Genomic DNA, 16,950 nt, shown 5'->3' with positions numbered 1-16,950 from the left:
GAAGACGGGCACTCGTTCGGGCGCCTCTCGATTGTCGGGCTATCTTCAACCCGGGTGTTTCCAATAAATCGCGGCTTCAGCGACGGTCAGAATCAAAGATGCGCGTGAAAAGTCAAAAGGACTTTGCGTCCGGGCTGTTGTTTATGGCCTTTGGCACAGGCTTCGCAGTGCTCGCCCCAAGTTACAACCTCGGGACGGCATCGCGAATGGGCGCCGGCTTCTTCCCGCTGATTCTCGGGATCGTGCTGGCATTGATAGGTGTCGTGATCACCTTCAAGAGCATCGTGGGTGCGGAAGATACCGTTCGGGCGCTGAACTGGCGAGGACTTGTTTGCCTGCTTGGCGCCATCGTCCTGTTCGGTGCGCTGCTGCGTCCGCTTGGTCTCGTCCTTTCGTTGATCGTCCTCGTGCTGCTGGGAGGGCTTGCCAATCGCGAATTCCGCTGGCGTGAAGGAATACTGCTCGCGGCATTCCTTGCGGCACTGTCGTCGGCTCTGTTCGTCTATGCGCTGAAACTGCCGATCTCTCTCTGGCCTGCGCTCTAGGACCCGCCATGGACATCCTTTCCAATCTCGGGCTTGGCTTCGGCGTCGCGCTCAGTGCTTCAAACCTGCTGTATTGTTTCGTCGGCGTGCTTCTGGGGACGCTGGTCGGCGTGCTGCCGGGCCTGGGTCCCGTTGCAAGCATCGCCATGCTGCTGCCGATAACGTTTGTCTTGCCGCCGGAATCGGCGCTGATCATGCTCGCCGGCATCTATTACGGCGCGCAATATGGTGGTTCGACCACGGCCGTGCTTGTGAACATTCCCGGCGAATCGTCGTCAGTGGTCACGGCGATTGACGGATACAGGATGGCGCGCCTGGGCCGCGCGGGCCCGGCGCTCGGCATAGCCGCGATCGGCTCGTTCTTTGCAGGCTGCGTCTCGACCATCGCCATTGCCTATTTTGCACCTCTGCTGACCGAGGTGGCCCTCCGTTTCGGTCCAGCCGAATATTTCTCGTTGATGATGTTTGGTTTGATCGCTGCTGTGGTTCTCGCGCGCGGGTCGGTCATTAAGGCCATCGCCATGGTCGTGCTGGGTCTGCTGCTTGGCCTGGTCGGCACCGATCTGAATTCGGGAACAGCGCGGTACAGCTTTGGCATTCCGGAATTAACGGATGGCCTGGGATTCATTGCCATCAGCATGGCGTTGTTCGGGATCTCGGAAGTGGTCAGCAATCTCGAGACCGATCAGGACCAGGACGTGACGGCCCAGCCAATCGGCCGGGCGCTTCCGTCACTGGAAGATCTGAAGCTGTCGACGCCCTCGATATTGCGAGGTACCGCGTTGGGATCGATACTCGGCGTGCTGCCTGGCGGCGGTGCCCTGCTGGCATCGTTCGCCTCCTATATGCTGGAAAAGAAGGTCGCGAGGCCGCCGCGTAATTTCGGCAACGGCGACATTCGCGGCGTCGCCGGGCCGGAATCGGCCAACAACGCCGGCGCGCAAACGTCGTTCATTCCGATGATCACTCTCGGCGTGCCGTCGAATCCCACGATGGCCCTGATGATCGGCGCGCTGATGGTGCAGGGCATTACGCCCGGTCCGACGGTGATGACCGAGCGTCCGTCGTTGTTCTGGGGCCTGATTGCATCGATGTGGATCGGGAACCTGATGCTGTTGGTCTTGAATCTGCCGCTCGTCGGAATCTGGATCAAGCTGCTCAAGATTCCCTACAGGCTGCTATTCCCCGCAATTCTCGCGTTCTGCGTCATCGGTGTTTATTCCGCAGGCAACAATGTCTTCGACGTCTACCTTCTGGCCGCGCTCAGCCTGCTCGGCTACATTTTCATCAAGCTCGATTGCGAGCCGGCGCCGTTGATCCTTGGCTTCGTTCTCGGTCCAATGATGGAAGAAAACCTGCGCCGGGCCCTCCTGATCTCGCGCGGAAACCCGTCCACATTCGTGACTCAGCCGATCAGCCTGTCCTTCCTCATCGCCGCAATCGTGCTTTTGATCATCCTCGTCGTTCCGTCGATTCGCGACAAGCGAGAGGAAGCTCTGCAAGAGTGAGACGATAGAACGGCAAGGAAAATGGCGCCGTATCGATCGGCGCCATTTGAATGATCAAAGCAGATGAATTTGCCTGCCGTCAAATCGGTGGAAGGCTTAGCGCGCGATCGACAAGTGCACCGGCCCGTTTGAAGTCGTAGTTCCGGAACATATTCATCTTCACGATGAAGGACGCCCCGCCGTAGAATTTCTCGTATTGCTGGTGACGGTTGCCGAACTCGGTGCCAATAAAGTCCCAGGCCATCCGCATCAGGGCAACGCGGTCGCGTGCGCTCATGTTGGACGAACGGTAGTAACGCTCGATATCGCGGACGCTCTCCGGATTTTCAAAGTCCTTGACCGAAGAGGGCAGGGTAATCATCGCTGCCCCGGTCAGTTCGCGCACGATGTCGATCATGCGCGGATTGATCTCGCCCTGCAATGCCATCACCGCATAAAGCATGTTCTTGGATGGCCACAGCACGCCTTCGTCATCAAAAGTGGCGAGCGCCTCCTGGGCGAGCAGCATTCCCTCCACAATCGATGCCAGCGCAGCCAGTTCTCCCATCTGCACCATGACCGGCGGGGCGCCGTCATTGCCGGTCGCTTCGTTCATGCGCTTGGCCATGCCCATCAGGAAGCGGAGCTTGGTGGCGAAACGGGCCTGCGCCTGATGATTTCCGTAGGTGTGCGACGGGGTCTTCCACCACTGATCGCGGCACAGTTCGATGTCGCGGTAGATGAACACGTGCTCCCACGGTACGAACACGTCATCGAGCACCACGAAGCTATCCGTCTCGTCAAAGCGGCTGGTCAGCGGATAATCGTAGGAGTTGGTGGCCTGCATCGCGAAGGCGCGACGGGAGAACAGCTTGACGCCGGGCGCGTTCATCGGGACCGCAACGCTGATCGCATAGTTCTCGTCGCCGGGCTGCAGCGGATGGATGCTGCTGAGATGCAGATAGTCCGCGAAGACGCCGCCGGTCGCGAGCTGCTGGCCTCCCTTGACGATGATGCCGCCGTCTACCTCTCGGACGACACCGGCATAGAGATCGGGTTCGGACTGGTTGGCCGCGGATTTGCTGCGGTCGATCTGTGGCGGCACGATTGCGTAGGCGACGTATAGATGGTGGTCACGAAGATACTTGTAGAAATTGACGACGCGCTCGGCGTATTGCGGCCCCGACTTGGCAAATACCGATGGTTTGGCGGCGTATCCGGTGAAAAAGTTCGCCACGTGATCCGGGGTTCTGCCCATCAAGCCGAAGGATTGTTCGGCCCACTTTTCGGCGGCGAGGCGTTTGGCGGCCAGATCGGCGAGGGTCTTCGGAATCTGGTAGCAGCGAAGCGCGCGGAACCCCGTTTCGGGTTCCACATACGTCATGACCTCAAGATTTTCAGGCGCAAAAGCGAAGTCGTACAAAGAGGCAATCTGCCTGGCGCCCTGACGGAAGGCCGAATGCGCCGTCGGATCGGCAATGCGTTCGCCATCGACGAACACGGCACGCGGCGTCGTCGCGAGATTGGCCAGAAAGTCCGCGCCGGTACGGAATGCGCCGTTGGGCGCGGTGGTGCTGACCTTTTGCAAACTCATCCCTGCCTCCTGACTAGATATACATACATAATGTACATATATATGTAGCTGTCAACTGACTGTGCCGGGAATAGATTGATTGGAGGCCGGATTTAACGGTGCTAAAAAATCGAGTGCGTTGCAAAGCAGACAGGTATCGGATTTGAGCAATAAGCGATCGAGCGGCGGTGCCCCGCAGAGGCTGGCGGGTGTTCGCAGGGGCGACGCGCGCCCGCGCAGGGCTGCGCCGGCTTCAGCGCGCCCTGATCATGGCGCCTACAGCCCGCCAATCACCATCTCGCGGGAAGATTTCCTCAAGGACGGTCATGATCGCGGCTTCCGCGATGGACTTTACGCCATGGTCACGGCGCTGGACGGTCTGCTGCGGTGCCGGGATGTTTTCGGCAAGGCACTCGACCTGACCGGCAGTCAATTCGCGGTGCTGATTGGGACCGCCTATCGGCAAAAGGCCAGCGGGGTTACCATCCGCGATCTTGCCGAGCATGTGCGGCTGGCCGCGCCTCACGTGACGACAGAAGTCAATCGGCTGATCAAGCATGGTCTGCTGGTCAAGCGTCAGCATCAGGTGGACCGCCGCAGCGTCCTGGTTTCGCTCTCGCCGTATGGAGAGGCCGAAGTCGAGCGCATTGCCCCATTGGTACGTCAGGTCAACGACATTCTGTTCGAAGGCGTGAGCCACCAGGACTTTCAGGCCGTCGTCCGCGTTACGCAGTCGCTGACCGTGAACGTCGAGCGGGTATTCTCAGAGATCCGCTGGGGCCGTCTGGCGGCGCTCGTCGAGAAGTGAATTCGGCCAACCTCGTACTTTACACCTTATGGATTGCGGCCCGCTCGGTTCTTGGACGTCGGCGGTTTCACGATTCTTCGTGCCAGTGCAGCACACGCCGGCGCAGCGCGAGCACGGCAAAATCGATCAAGTATCCGGTGAGCATCATGAGCAGAAGCAGCGCAAATACCGTGGTTGTTTCGAAGAGCCGTTGCGCATAGACGAGGCCGCCGCCGAGACCGCCCCCGCCGGCGATCATTTCCGCGGTGAACGTCGAGACCAGGGCGTAGGGCACAGCGATGCGAATGCCGCTCATCAGCGATGGCAAGGCCGCTGGAAGGATCAGCCGGGCCAATATGTTGAAGCGCGACGTGCCCATCATTTCGGCGGCCCAGATCTGCGCACGCGGCACAGTCCGCGCGCCGGCTTCGGCGGCGATGATGAAAGGGAAGATGCAGGTCGTGACGACGAGCGCGATCTTCGACATATGGTCGATTCCGAACCAGAGAATGAAGATCGGCAGGAAGGCGACTTTGGGGGACGGGAAATTCAGGGCGATGAGAGGTTCGAACAGCCATCTGATCCAGCGGATCCGTGCCATCAGAAAGCCGAGCGAAATTCCCGCGACCGCGGCGATGGCAAGGCCGGCTGCCGCGCGGCCCAGGCTGATGGCCAGGGGGGACAGAATCTCGCCATTGCCAAGCAAGTCCGGAAAGCTTGCAATGACCTGCGACAGTGGCGGCAGGAAGATCGGCCGAACCAATCCGGCACGCGTCACCATCTCCCAGGCGGCAGCTACAAGGATGAGAGGGTAGAGGGACGATGCGGCTTCGATGAAGCCGCTACGTTTCGTCCGTTCGGTCACCATCAGCCTTGCCCCGCCAGCAGTGGTTGTTGCCAACGCAGGCAATAGTTGGAAATCCATAGCAACGCCTGGTCGGCCACATAGGCGGACAAAACCACGGCGGCAACGGCAGCAAACATATAGTCGTAGGAACCGGTCTCGCCGTACATGAACAGCAACTTGCCGATACCGACCTTGGCCGCAATCATCTCCGCTGCAATCGCAATCAGGAATGAGAAGCCAAGCCCGATCCTTAAGCCGGTCAGGATGCCGTGTTGTGCCGAGCGTAGCCTCACGCGCCAAGTCAGCGCCCGGGCATTGGTCCCCATGGCCTGGGCACTCCAGACAAGGATGTTGGGCGTACCTTGAACGCCATGATAGGTATAGACGATGAGCGGCAACATGGTCGACATCGCGACCGCGACGATGCTGGTCATGCTGCCGATGCCGAACCACAGAATGAAGAGCGGGACCAGCGCGGTCTTGGGGAGCGAGTAGGTCGCCTTGACCAGCGGATCGAAGAAAGCATGAGCGCGCGCGCTGGTGGCCATAAGTACGCCGAGTGGAATGCCTAGTCCGGCGCCCACCATCAGGCCGGCGAAGCCGCGCCACAGTGTCATGCCCAGGTCCATGTAGAAGGATTTGGTCTGACCCAGTTGCCACAAGGCCTTCCCGACAAGCAGGGGGGTCGGCAGAATGGCCGGATCGATCAGGCCGGCCGACGGCAGGATCTGCCAGATCGCAATGAACAGCGCGATCGGCACAGCTTGATCGACGAAGTGTCGGAAAGACGGTCCGATCATGCCGGCGCGCCGTTTGCTGGCGTCACCTGGCGGCGTACCGAAAGCCACACCGCGTTGCGAAATTCGCGGTAAGTATCCGACAATACAACGTTCTCGCGCGTTTGCGTGTGATCGAGAACGATCCGGAATTCCTCGACCATACGTCCGGGGCGCTTGGACATCACACAGACGCGGTTCGACAGATAGACGGCCTCGTCCACGTCATGCGTCACCATCACCACGGTCTTGCGATTGAGTTTCCAAAGCCGCAGCAGCTCGTCTTGCATGACCTCGCGCGTTTGCGCGTCGAGGGCGCCGAACGGCTCGTCGAGCAGCAGTATATCCGGTTCGTAGGCAAACGTACGCGCCAGAGCCACCCGCTGTTTCATCCCACCGGAAAGTTCCCGCGGAAATGACCTTTCGAACCCCGACAGGCCCATGAGCTTGACGTAGCGCGATACGATATGCTGCTGCTCGTCCCGTTTCATGCCCTTCTGCGCGAGCGCGTAGCCGATGTTGTCTTCCACGGATAGCCAGGGAAACAGGGCGTATTCCTGAAAGACCACCCCTCGATCGATGCCCGGTCCGGTGACGCGGCGGCCGTTGGCTTCGATCAGCCCTTCCGAAGGCGACGAAGCCGCCGAGCATATAGAGCAGCGTGCTCTTGCCGCAGCCCGACGGGCCGACGATCGAGACGAACTCGCCATCCGCAATGGACATATCGACGCGATCGAGCGCCGACACCGATTCCCCGCGACGCTCGAATTGCTTCGAAACGCCGGTGATGGCGATCTTCGAACCTGGACGGGTCGGACCGATGTCCTGCGTTGCTGGAGACGGTCGCGTCAATTCCATCAATCCCATCGTTCGATTCCGGGTGCCTAGTTCTATAATCAGACATTAAGATCATATGACAATCTGCTGTCAATCCTCTGCCTCAATGGTGAGCATCGATGGGCCTTTTTCGCGCCACGGCCAGACAGATCGTTCGAGGTCTGGAAATCCATCCGCGACTTTGCGTCTCCCGGTTGGCCGGGGCGGCAACCTTTTGATCCGTAATCCTGGAGCTCCTGTGATGACGATAGATTCCCGGGCATTTCGTAATGCGCTCGGCCTGTTTCCGACCGGTGTTGCGATCGTGACCACGTTGGCGCCCGATGGTGAACGCATCGGCGCTACGGTGAGTTCGTTCAATTCGGTATCTCTTGATCCTCCGCTGATTCTGTTCAGTATCGCTTGCAGCGCCAAGGCCTACGATACCTGGGCCGGCGCGAAGCACTATGCCGTCAACATCCTGAGCGAAGCGCAGAGCGATGTTTCGAACCGCTTTGCGCGCGCGCTCACGGACAAATGGGACGGCATGGCAGAAATGACTGGCGCTAACGGCCTGCCGCTCATCCCCCATGCCAGCGCCTGCTTCGAATGTGAGGATTATGCCAAGCATGACGGCGGGGATCATCTGATCCTGGTCGGCCGCGTGATGTCGTATACGACCACGTCGAGCAGTAACCCGCGTCCGCTCCTTTTCTATCGCGGGCGTTACCGAGAGATCGACCCCGACCTCGCGATCGACACACCGCAAGGAGTCGATCACCTGCTGCACGGCTGGTAGCGATCAGATCGTCGCCGCGAGAAGAAGCGTACGGCCGCGGATCAGGTCGGTCGCGAGCTCAGCAGCTTTCGCACCAAAGACGCCATTTTGGTCACCGGACATCGATCGCCAGATGATATTGTCTTACGATCCTAATGTCCAATTGTCCGAGCCGAAGGAGACGATATCCATGCCTGCCCCGGTGATAAAGGCGGCCAAACCAATCTCGCGCCGCGCGATCCTGCAGATCGGCGCGGCCATCTCGGCGGCGGCGGTTGTCTCTCCCCATGCTGCCCGCGGGCAGGGCATCCCGCACATTCGCTATGCAACGGGCGGCGGACTGGGCGCGAACGAGATCAATACCGTTCTTTTCACCGATTGGATGAAGGAGAACGTTTTGAAGCGTCACGGCAAGGAGTACATCCTCGATGTGACCTATACGCGCGGTACGCCGGAAGCGGCGTCGCTGCTTGCCGCGGGTCAAGCCGATCTCGCCACGCTGTCCCTGCCGGCGTTCGCCACCACCGTCGCCCGCGGAGCCGTGCCGAACGGCATCAAGGCAATTGCCGACAATTTCCAGGATGCGCGCGAAGGTTACGCAACGCAGGGCTTTTACACACTTGAAGATAGCCCGATCCACGGCGTTGCCGATCTCAAGGGCAAGACGATTGCGGTCAATGCATTCGGTACTGCGACCGACCTTCTGCTGCGCGTGGTATTGAAGAAGAACAACATCGATCCGCGCAAGGACGTGAAGATCGTCGAGATATCGTTCCCGAGCATCGGGGCTGCGATCCGCGAAAAGCGCGTGGATGCCGGCGTGTTGCCGCTCCCCTTCATTGCCAATGAGCGCGCCAAGGGCGGAATTCGTCAGGTGTTCCAGGGACGAGACGCGTTTCCGCCCTATGCGGTGATCTTCCAGGCCGCGACCAACGACTATCTCAAGGCGCAACCTGGGGCCGTCAGGGCGTGGCTTGCGGACTATGTCGATGCGCTGAAGTGGCTCTACGATCCGGCAAACCGCAAGAAGGCCATTGAGGTTACGGCCGCGTTGTCCAAATCCCCGCCTGAGGTGATCGATTCATTTTTTCTGACCGAGAAAGACTATTACCGCGACCCCAACGCATGTCTCTCGCCAGCGCTGTTTCAGGGGCCGCTGGACGCCATGGCGCGCGAAGGCTTGATTGCGACGTCGATCGACGCCGCGAAAGTCATTGACCGGTCCTATCTTCCATTTCCCTGCAGCGGATGACCTTGCAGAAACCAGTCCACCGAAATCTGCTTTCGGCGGGGCAGCGCTCCGCCGAATACCGCCCCGTCGATCCGCGGCACAAGGCGTACGCGCTACACCGCGGGTGGCGGAGAAATCGGCTCGTGGCCGCCAATTCGGCTTATCAGCCAATTTGTAAAGTCCTGCACCACAGGGCGCGTGGCCTTATCGACATCGGCAGTGATGTAAGCGCCGGTGGTCAGCGGCAGGCGGATGCAAAAGGGTTCGATCAGAGCGCCTGTCGCCAACTCGTTGTTGACGACGGACGCGCGCCCCATCGCGACCCCCAGGCCGTGAACTGCTGCTTGCACGGTTGCAAAGAGCCGATCGCAAACGATTGCATCGTTCAATTGGACGTCTTTTGCCTCCGCGGCTTCCAGCCATTGAGGCCAGTCGTCGCCAAGTATCTGCGACGCGGTGCGGATGATCGGCGCGCCGTTCAGGTCCAGGGGGTTCGTCAGGACGACTCCGGACTTCAGCAGTCCCGGGCTACAGACCGGGAAGCACTCGTCATGGCTGAGTCGGCAAGAGACGTAACCGGGCCAATGTCCGGATCCGTAACGCACGGCCACGTCGTAGTCGTGCCGTTCGAGCTCATCGAACGAGGTGATTGTGTTGACCCGCAACGCGATTTTGGGAAACGCTTTTCGAAAATCGGGCAGAAGAGGGATCAGGTAGTTCAATCCGAAATTGATGTGCGCTGTAATCGACAACGAGTTCTCGTTTTGGCCGTCGATCAGGCGCGACGTTGCGCCGGAGATGGCAGTCAGGGCGCCGCGGACGGTTTCCAGATATTCGTGCCCCCACGGTGTGAGGCGAATGAAGGTGGTGTCGCGGTCGAAGAGCCGCACACCGACAAAATCCTCGAGCGCCTTGATCCTGTGACTGACGGCAGTCTGGGTGATGTTGAGCTCCATCGCGGTGCGGGTGAAGCTCAGGTGCCGCGCTGCGGATTCGAAAGCCAGCAAATAGCTGGTCGAGGGCAAGTATCTGTTGTGCATCTTACGCTCGCTCGGGGCTCATTGTCTCGCGGCTATCCGCGGCGGAATGGCATATTCAGCATTTTCATAAGCTTTGGAAGAATTCTCGTTTCCCACAAGGTCAATCGATCGCCAATCTGCATGCGGCATAGCTCGTGAGGATATCGGATGGAAGTTTTTGCTGGGCGATCCGCAGATTTGAAGGAAGGCGATCGCGCCTTGATCGAACATCGGAAGCAGCAGATCGGTGTGCTTCGCGCCAAGGGCAGGCTCCACGCCTTTCTCAACCTTTGTCCGCACCAGGGCGGTCCGGTCTGCGAAGGCGTCCTGGTGCACAGGCCGGAAGAAATCATTGCGGAAGATCGCACCTATCACGGCATGCGCTTTACCGAAGATCTGCATCTGGTCTGCCCTTGGCATGGCTGGGAGTTCAACGTCGAGACAGGCCGCTGCGCCGGCGACGGCAAGCACGGCATCCGCAAGTTTGAGGTCGTCGAGCGGGACGGGGACATCTATGTCGTTGTATGAGTTGGATACCTCAGCGGCACCATCGCCGGCTTCTCCTTCGCCGGACTGCGCAAGAGCGGCAATGTTGATCGCCGAGCTGGCGCGATTGATGCGTGACATCGAGGCCAACGGCGAGGCCGATCGGTTTCCCGTGACCTCGCTGCATGATCTGTTCACGGCCGGCGTCAACATGCTCGGAACCAAGTTCGACGGTGGCGAGAAATCTCTGCCACTGCCCGTCGGGACGCAGATCAGTGCAACTTCCATCATGGTCGCTGCGACCGGTCTGCTGAAATCAGCCAACCTCGAATTGTTCGAGCTCGGCATGTGGCAGTCCTGGTCGGGAACGCGTTGAGGTGAATGATATGGATTTTCGTTCGAGCGCTCCCGAATACGACCTGTCGATGAATGGCTTCGAGACTCGTCGGCATCTCGCCAATGCCCGTAAACAGGCGGAAGATCGCGGTCTCGATGACGTGCTGATCATCGACGTCGACTGTCATCACTACGAGACCGACAACATTGTCGAGGTGATTCAGTATGTCGAGAACGAGCCGCTTCGCCAGGTGATGCTGAACACGCTAAAGACAAAGAGCGTTTCCGCCTTGCTGTACGATCAGCCCGGCTATCAGGACCTCGGCGGCCGCGTCACGCGCTACTTTGGCCGGAAAACCGAGAAAACCGTCGGCGTCGGCGCTCATCGCGATGCCGAGCAGGCCATGAGCTGGATGGATTCGCTCAGTGTGGACTATGCCTGCCTGTTTCCGACCCCAATGCTGTTTCTGGGCCTGCATCCGCAAGCCGAAGTCGAGACCCAGATGGCTCGCGCCTACAATCGCTGGATGATCGAGAGGTTGCTGCCGCTCAATCCGCGGCTGCGCACCATGCTGTATCTGCCCTTCAATGATCCCGAAGCGACGTACAGGATGATTCAGGAGTTCGGCACTTGCAAGGGCGTGATCGGATTCATGGTGGTGTCGACACGCTACAAGGGTGTCTACGACAACGCCTATATGAAATCGTACCGATTGCTAGAGGAAATGGGATTGCCACTGGCGTTCCACGGTTCCTACAACTGGACCGACCAGATGATGGCAACGACCAATCGCTTCATTACGGCGCATGCGCTGGGCTTCACCTTCTTCAACGCCGTTCATTGCGCCAACTGGGTCGTCAACGGGCTGCCGGAACGTTTCCCGAAATTGAAAGTGATCTGGATCGAATCTGGCATCGCCTGGGTGCCGTGGCTGATGCAGCGCCTCGACAACGATTACCGGATGCGGACGTCGGAATGTCCCGCGCTGAAAAAGCTGCCCAGCGACTATATGCGCGACATGTTCTACACGACGCAGCCGATGGAAATGGTCAACAACAGCAAGGCGCTTGAGCTGACCTTCGAGATGATCAACGCCAGGACCCAGTTGCTGTACTCGTCGGACTATCCCCATTGGGACATGGATCTGCCGAGCACGATCTGGGACCTTCCGTTCCTGGACGAGCAAGCCAAGCGCAATATCCTCGGTCTCAACGCCCAGCGCATATTCAATATCGACAGCTCCGCCCGCTTTCCGGCACATCCGCAGCCGTTCAAATCGAGCAACGGTTGACATCGTCTGAACCGTCGCTGCCTTTGAGGACGTCATGGCCACCAATATCGCGCGACTGAGTTTCTTCGAGCGCTGGTTGGATCCGGTTGCCGAACAAATGCTTGGTGATTGTTCCAGTATAGATCTCACGAAGCTCAGCTATTCCGATCCGGAAGACGTCAATTGGACCAATCTGCAGCGTGCCCACGGCTATCAGGCGTCGACGCGGGGAGATATGCATACGCCGTGGTTTGCCGATGCAAGCCTGATCAAGCGCTGTCCCAACCTTTTGGCGATTTTCTCCAGCGGCGCCGGCTTTGACGTGATCGACGTATCGGCCTGCACCAGGGCCGGTATCGCCGTTTGCAATCAGGCCGGATCGAACTTCGAGGCGGTCGCAGAGCACACGCTGGGCTTCATGCTGGCGCTGTCCAAGCGGATCTCGGTGACTGACAGGCAATTGCGTCGCTCCGAAACGGTTGATCGGTACGGTCATATCGGCCGAGAGATTCGCGGCAAGACCGTCGGCTTGATTGGTCTTGGCTTCGTCGGCAAGCGCGTCGCTGAATTGTGCCGCGGCCTGTTCGGCATGACGGTGCTGGCCTGTGATCCTTATCTCGATGAGGCGGAGATCACCAGGCACGGAGCAAGGAAGGTCTCGCTGAACGAACTGGTTGCATTATCGGACTTCGTGTCGGTGCATTGCCCGCGCAATGACGAGACCTTCGGTATGATCGGGACCGCGATCTTCGAGGTGATGAAGCCTTCGGCCTATCTGATTTGCACGGCACGCGGTGGTATTGTCCGCGAGGACGAACTTGCTGCGGCGCTGGCCAGCAACGCGATCGCCGGTGCGGCGCTCGATGTCTTCCTGAAGGAGCCTCCGCCGGTCGATCATCCTCTGCTGGCTTTCGATAATCTTATCGTGACACCGCACATTGCCGGCATGACCGATGAAGCGCTGCGCGAGATGGCCGCATCCGCGGCGCGGCAGTGGATCGCGCTGTTTTCCGGCATTGTTCCGCCGCATCTCGTGAATCCGGAGGTTTGGCCAGCTTTCTGCGAGCGGTTCGCGGCGGAGTTCTCCTTCAGGCCGGCGCCGCTGCTTGCAGGAGGCGCATGATGATTTTGCGGCGGCGCGGCGATGTGGCCAAGATTGATGCGAGAAGCGCGACGATCTGAGGCGACGCCGGTGGCATTTCCTCGAACGGCCGATACTCGCGGGTAAAGCGGCCGTGGACGTTATTTCATCGTCGCGTGCACGGTGATTACCGACGTGCCAGAAGCCGTCGGCCCCTGACCCGTTGCTTTGATGGCAAATGTGTCGCTCCCCTTATATTTTGCCTTCGCCTTGTATTCGAACGTAGACGGGTTGAGCCTTTTCAGCTTGCCGTGTGACGGCTTTTGAGAGATGTCCGAGCCACTCACCGTGCCGCGCATTTTGATTGGAAATTGGCAACTTCCCCCGGACGCGAGGTCAATGTCGGCCGTCGAATTCTCGCCCCAATCCGCTAGTGTCCCAGAAATGGAACATTCAGGAGCGGCCTGCGCAGAAGACACGGACAGTAGGGTTAGACAGTCAACGATAAGTGTTAAAGCGGCGACCTTAGACAACTGCATGGTAGGCTTCTCCGCAGCGTTATCAGGTTACGGACATCACTCTTCCGGCACCCCTGCTAAACGCAAGCCCCCAACAAGGAGCGGCCTCACGATTGGTCACACCTCTTCAGCCGAAGGTGCGTGGAGCAATGACTTGGACACTGGCTACGGGGGCGGAGGTTGATCCAAGTCAAGGGCGCGCCGGGCTAATGGCCCGCAGCCGAACGGGAGCGGCGCCGCCTGCAAAGGCTGAACAGGGGTTCGATTCCCCTAGGGAGCGCCATGTGCAGCTCACAACGCCTCCAGAGCATCGCGCGACGGCGCGACCGGCAGCCATTCCGGGATGCGGCGCCTGGCGATCCAATAGGGCCGCCAGAGCGACAGCCAGGTGTCGCGATCGAGCGGTGCCGTGCCCCATGCGCGACCCGCCATATCGATCTTCGACAGGTCATGCGTGTGCAGCCACCGGCGCGCCGCCCACCACAGTTCCCGCGATACATCTCTGTTACCGGCGCCCTTGAGCTCGACGATGTTGGGGAGCGGATCGCGATAGCGGCAGGCAACGCGCAGCGTCGCGACGCGCTCTCCGTTCCGCCTGACGCTCCAGAGCGGCGAGCGATTGTGGGCGAGGTTGTTGCCATAGGTGCGAAGACAGTTCCTCATCGCGATCGCCTCTTCGGCGATCGAGGCGATCGAGTTCAACGGATGGAAATCGTACCCGTCGACGTGACCCGCGTGGAGCCACATGTCGCTGATCGGGCGCGGACCAAGGTTCACATGCAGCGCGATTTTCAATCGCCAGTCGTCGGCGGCCGCGAGCGCCGGACCAATATGCATGTTCGGCGCCCACGGCCGCTCGATCAGCTCACGTCCGAACGTTGCCGGCGCGACGGAAAACCACGACCAGAGACTGATGAGCCGCAAGCGCGCCGGCTTGATGCGCCGCGGCTCACGGATGCATTCGCGCGCGATCCACACCGCCGCCGATTCATGCGCCAGCTCGGCAACGTTAGCGACGGCCTCGAGCCACGTCGGCGCGAGCCTGTGTGAGCGCGGAATGTGGTTGGCGATCTGCCGGCGAAACACTTCGCCGTCGGGCAGCCCCGTGATCGGACGCACGAACGCCTCTGGAGGCAGCTTGCGCAGCCACATCGGTACGCCAGCCGCCGCCGCTATGTCCGCTAGCGCCAAGCCGTCGATGATGCGCGCAAGCGCATGCGCAGGATCGAGCCCGGCGCGCGGGACGGCCAGCGCAAAGAGCAGCGCAGGAAAGCTCGCGGCGAGGTCCGCAATGCGAGGGTGGCGCATCGCCAGAGCACGCACCGCTCCCTCGAAGCGGGGATGGTACCTCCGGAGTTGACGTTCGAGCATGTTCGAACGCCCGGCCCCCCGGCGTGGGACCAGGACAAGAGACGAGGTCATGACAATAGTTTCCGCGCGCGCGGACGCGAGGCGTTCGCAGGCAGATTCAGATTCGAAGAGTCGAGGGTTTTGAGGTCTCACCCGGGACTAAAATCCCGGGGCACGCGCTAACTATCGCGCATCGAACCCGGGAAGCGTGCAATCGTCAGCATGATCGCCTCCTGCAAATGAAGTTGCTGTGCGCCCCTGTACCCTGTTCTGTGTCGATATGCAACTCCAGGGCGATCAGCGGAGCGCGCCAACGAACTACTCCTCCACCTCCAGCCCCTCCCCATGCACGTACCACTCCGCGCGTGAGGCCCACTGCACGTGCCGGTCCGGGGTCGCGCCGAGCGGTTCGTCGAATGCGCCGGCGTGGATGATCGCCTCGCGTCCGCTGCGGGTGAGGTGTGGCATGGGGCTGCCGCAGATCTTGCAGAAGGCGGTCGCAAAGCTTCGCGCCGTCGGCAGGTCGTAGCGTGTGACCGATGCTTCGCCGCGCAGCCATCGCAGTGCGGAGGTCTTCACGATCACCTCGCAGGAATGCGCTGACCCGGTTGCCTTCCGGCAGCGCGAGCAGTGGCAGTTCAGGAAACGGTCGAACGGGCCCTCGACCTCGAAGGCCACTTCACCACAGAGGCAGCTTCCGCAGAATGTCGCCATTGCCGTCTCCTTCCGTTCAGGACCGGTTGTTGCTCGAACAATTGAGTGAGTTTGCCGCGATGGTGCGCCGAGGCGTTTCCGCCACGTTTCGCAGCAACGGCGCGAGAGGTGTTGGCGGCCTAAGGGTGGGGGAGCGTCGGTCGATCAAGTCGGTCGTGCGATGATGGCATATTGCAGGTGATTTGCCCGACGTGTCAAGTTCATTTCGTAAAATCAGCAATGCATGCTTCGGGCACCGTCGGCTACTTTGCATGGGGTTGTTTTCGACATTTTGTTCTGTCCTCCCGGAAGGTGACAGGAAGGCTCCGCGAAAAAAAACAGCGCCGCGTCCACAGCTAGCCCGCTTTGGCCGCAAGGCCTTGCAGCGCGTAGAGCCAGCCTAACAGCGTTGCGACCGACAGCAGAGTCGTGATCGAGACCGTGGCCGCGACCAGCGAATGCTCCACCTTGTAGGCGCCGGCCAGGATGTACGCCGTCTTCGCCGTCGGCACGGCGGCGCAGATGACGGCGGCAATCGTGTAGAAGGGGTTGAGGTTCGAGGCCACGCACAGTCCGTACACGAGCAGCGGCATGAGCACGAGCTTGACGGTCGCGAGCACGAGCGACGCCTTGAGGTTCGCGCGCACGCCTTCGATCGAGAGGCCGAGCCCGATAGCGAACAGAGCGCACGGCGTGAGCGCGGCCGCAAAGATGTTCAGATAGGCCTTGAGTGGACCGGGAATCGGCAGGCCCGTGATCGCCCAGGCAAGACCGATCAGGGTCGAAAGGACCATCGGGTTGAGCAGGATCTGCTTTGCGAGTGCGGAGGGGTGCGCAGCACCAGCCGCGTCGCGGCCGCCGCTCTCGAGCAGGATGACGGTCACCGGGAACATCACCGCGGCGACGAACACGGTCGCGATGGCCGCGGGCAGCACGGCCGGCTGTCCATAGATCGAGTGCAGGACCGGCAGCGCCACGAAGCCGGTATTGGTCATCGCCGCGGTCATGCCCTGCATCGTGCTGGAGGCGAGGTCGCGCCCCAGAGCCATGCGAACGACGAGAAAGACCAGCGCGAAGCACAGCATCGATCCGCCGCCGAAGGCGAACAGGAAGCGCCATTCCAGCAAATTGCTCGCCGGCTCCTGCGCGATGGTGACGACCAGCAGCGCCGGCATCGCCACGTTATAGGCGAAATGCACCAGGCCGTCGGCCAGCGACCGCGAGATGTAGCCGAGCCAACCGGCGAGCCAGCCGGTGACGATGATGGCAAATACGGGAAGCACGAGGCCGGCGACTTGCATCCTGGTTCCCCCTCGGCTGATGCCCTGATCAGCCCCGTCGAGTCACCTCGGGGCA

General features: G+C 60.5%; 17 protein-coding genes and 1 pseudogene. 9 read left to right on the top strand and 9 right to left on the bottom strand.

Annotation, left to right across the window (positions count from 1 at the left end; all coding sequences use genetic code 11):
• Positions 1-98: 98 nt before the first annotated feature.
• Positions 99-545 carry a tripartite tricarboxylate transporter TctB family protein gene (locus NLM33_RS23710; protein ID WP_256570548.1) on the top strand — a complete coding sequence of 149 codons (447 nt, stop codon included), beginning with the start codon at positions 99-101 and terminating at the stop codon, positions 543-545.
• Positions 546-553: 8 nt separating this feature from the next.
• Positions 554-2,053, top strand: coding sequence for a tripartite tricarboxylate transporter permease (locus NLM33_RS23705; RefSeq protein ID WP_254099241.1), 1,500 nt, complete (start codon positions 554-556; stop codon positions 2,051-2,053).
• Positions 2,054-2,132: 79 nt separating this feature from the next.
• Here NLM33_RS23705 and NLM33_RS23700 read toward each other — a convergent pair whose 3' ends face one another.
• Positions 2,133-3,626 carry a 4-hydroxyphenylacetate 3-hydroxylase family protein gene (locus tag NLM33_RS23700; protein WP_256570547.1) on the bottom strand — a complete coding sequence of 498 codons (1,494 nt, stop codon included), beginning with the start codon at positions 3,624-3,626 and terminating at the stop codon, positions 2,133-2,135.
• Positions 3,627-3,705: 79 nt separating this feature from the next.
• On the opposite strand from NLM33_RS23700, the gene NLM33_RS23695 reads away from it, so the two are divergent.
• Entirely contained in the window at positions 3,706-4,413 is a 708-nt protein-coding gene (locus NLM33_RS23695) for a MarR family winged helix-turn-helix transcriptional regulator (protein ID WP_254099237.1), read from the top strand.
• A 67-nt stretch (positions 4,414-4,480) separates the two neighbouring features.
• Here NLM33_RS23695 and NLM33_RS23690 read toward each other — a convergent pair whose 3' ends face one another.
• The 3 genes and pseudogenes from NLM33_RS23690 to NLM33_RS23680 form a co-directional block, all read right to left on the bottom strand.
• Positions 4,481-5,260, bottom strand: a complete 780-nt coding sequence (locus NLM33_RS23690; RefSeq protein ID WP_254099235.1) for an ABC transporter permease — start codon at positions 5,258-5,260, stop codon at positions 4,481-4,483.
• Positions 5,260-6,039, bottom strand: coding sequence for an ABC transporter permease (locus NLM33_RS23685; RefSeq protein ID WP_254099233.1), 780 nt, complete (start codon positions 6,037-6,039; stop codon positions 5,260-5,262). Before NLM33_RS23685 ends, NLM33_RS23690 begins: the two co-directional genes overlap by 1 nt.
• Positions 6,036-6,738, bottom strand: a pseudogene (locus NLM33_RS23680) (ABC transporter ATP-binding protein). The gene NLM33_RS23685 and the pseudogene NLM33_RS23680 overlap by 4 nt, the downstream one beginning before the upstream one ends.
• 355 nt (positions 6,739-7,093) lie before the next feature.
• On the opposite strand from NLM33_RS23680, the gene NLM33_RS23675 reads away from it, so the two are divergent.
• Positions 7,094-7,630 (top strand): flavin reductase family protein, encoded by a 537-nt coding sequence (locus NLM33_RS23675; RefSeq protein ID WP_254105866.1) that lies wholly within the window; start codon positions 7,094-7,096, stop codon positions 7,628-7,630.
• Between the two features lie 169 nt (positions 7,631-7,799).
• A complete protein-coding gene (locus NLM33_RS23670) occupies positions 7,800-8,861 on the top strand; it encodes an ABC transporter substrate-binding protein (RefSeq protein ID WP_254099231.1) in 1,062 nt (353 codons plus the stop codon).
• Between the two features lie 92 nt (positions 8,862-8,953).
• Here NLM33_RS23670 and NLM33_RS23665 read toward each other — a convergent pair whose 3' ends face one another.
• Positions 8,954-9,865 (bottom strand): LysR substrate-binding domain-containing protein, encoded by a 912-nt coding sequence (locus NLM33_RS23665; RefSeq protein WP_254099229.1) that lies wholly within the window; start codon positions 9,863-9,865, stop codon positions 8,954-8,956.
• 162 nt (positions 9,866-10,027) lie between these two features.
• Between NLM33_RS23665 and NLM33_RS49695 the strand changes: the two genes are divergently transcribed.
• The 4 genes from NLM33_RS49695 (at position 10,028) to NLM33_RS23645 (ending at position 13,075) form a co-directional block, all read left to right on the top strand.
• Positions 10,028-10,387: a Rieske (2Fe-2S) protein gene (locus tag NLM33_RS49695; RefSeq protein ID WP_371929981.1), complete on the top strand. Its 360-nt coding sequence runs from the start codon at positions 10,028-10,030 to the stop codon at positions 10,385-10,387.
• 61 nt (positions 10,388-10,448) lie between these two features.
• On the top strand, positions 10,449-10,721 hold the full coding sequence (locus tag NLM33_RS23655; RefSeq protein ID WP_371929980.1) for a hypothetical protein: 273 nt from the start codon (positions 10,449-10,451) through the stop codon (positions 10,719-10,721).
• A 10-nt stretch (positions 10,722-10,731) separates the two neighbouring features.
• Entirely contained in the window at positions 10,732-11,973 is a 1,242-nt protein-coding gene (locus NLM33_RS23650) for an amidohydrolase family protein (RefSeq protein WP_254099223.1), read from the top strand.
• 34 nt (positions 11,974-12,007) lie between these two features.
• Positions 12,008-13,075: a hydroxyacid dehydrogenase gene (locus NLM33_RS23645; protein WP_254099221.1), complete on the top strand. Its 1,068-nt coding sequence runs from the start codon at positions 12,008-12,010 to the stop codon at positions 13,073-13,075.
• Between the two features lie 119 nt (positions 13,076-13,194).
• On the opposite strand, the gene NLM33_RS23640 is transcribed toward NLM33_RS23645, so the two are convergent.
• The 4 genes from NLM33_RS23640 to NLM33_RS23625 all read right to left on the bottom strand — a co-directional run bounded on the left by NLM33_RS23640 (position 13,195) and on the right by NLM33_RS23625 (position 16,895).
• Positions 13,195-13,572 carry a hypothetical protein gene (locus NLM33_RS23640; RefSeq protein ID WP_254099218.1) on the bottom strand — a complete coding sequence of 126 codons (378 nt, stop codon included), beginning with the start codon at positions 13,570-13,572 and terminating at the stop codon, positions 13,195-13,197.
• A 270-nt stretch (positions 13,573-13,842) separates the two neighbouring features.
• Positions 13,843-14,922, bottom strand: a complete 1,080-nt coding sequence (locus NLM33_RS23635) for a hypothetical protein (protein ID WP_254099216.1) — start codon at positions 14,920-14,922, stop codon at positions 13,843-13,845.
• 297 nt (positions 14,923-15,219) lie between these two features.
• Positions 15,220-15,615: a GFA family protein gene (locus NLM33_RS23630; protein ID WP_254099214.1), complete on the bottom strand. Its 396-nt coding sequence runs from the start codon at positions 15,613-15,615 to the stop codon at positions 15,220-15,222.
• A 335-nt stretch (positions 15,616-15,950) separates the two neighbouring features.
• Positions 15,951-16,895: an AEC family transporter gene (locus NLM33_RS23625; protein WP_254099212.1), complete on the bottom strand. Its 945-nt coding sequence runs from the start codon at positions 16,893-16,895 to the stop codon at positions 15,951-15,953.
• Positions 16,896-16,950: the final 55 nt, after the last annotated feature.

Origin of the sequence: Bradyrhizobium sp. CCGUVB1N3, from assembly GCF_024199925.1 — a bacterium.
Classification (GTDB): domain Bacteria; phylum Pseudomonadota; class Alphaproteobacteria; order Rhizobiales; family Xanthobacteraceae; genus Bradyrhizobium.
Note: the sequence above shows the minus strand (reverse complement) of the source record. Positions and strands in the feature narration are given on the sequence as shown.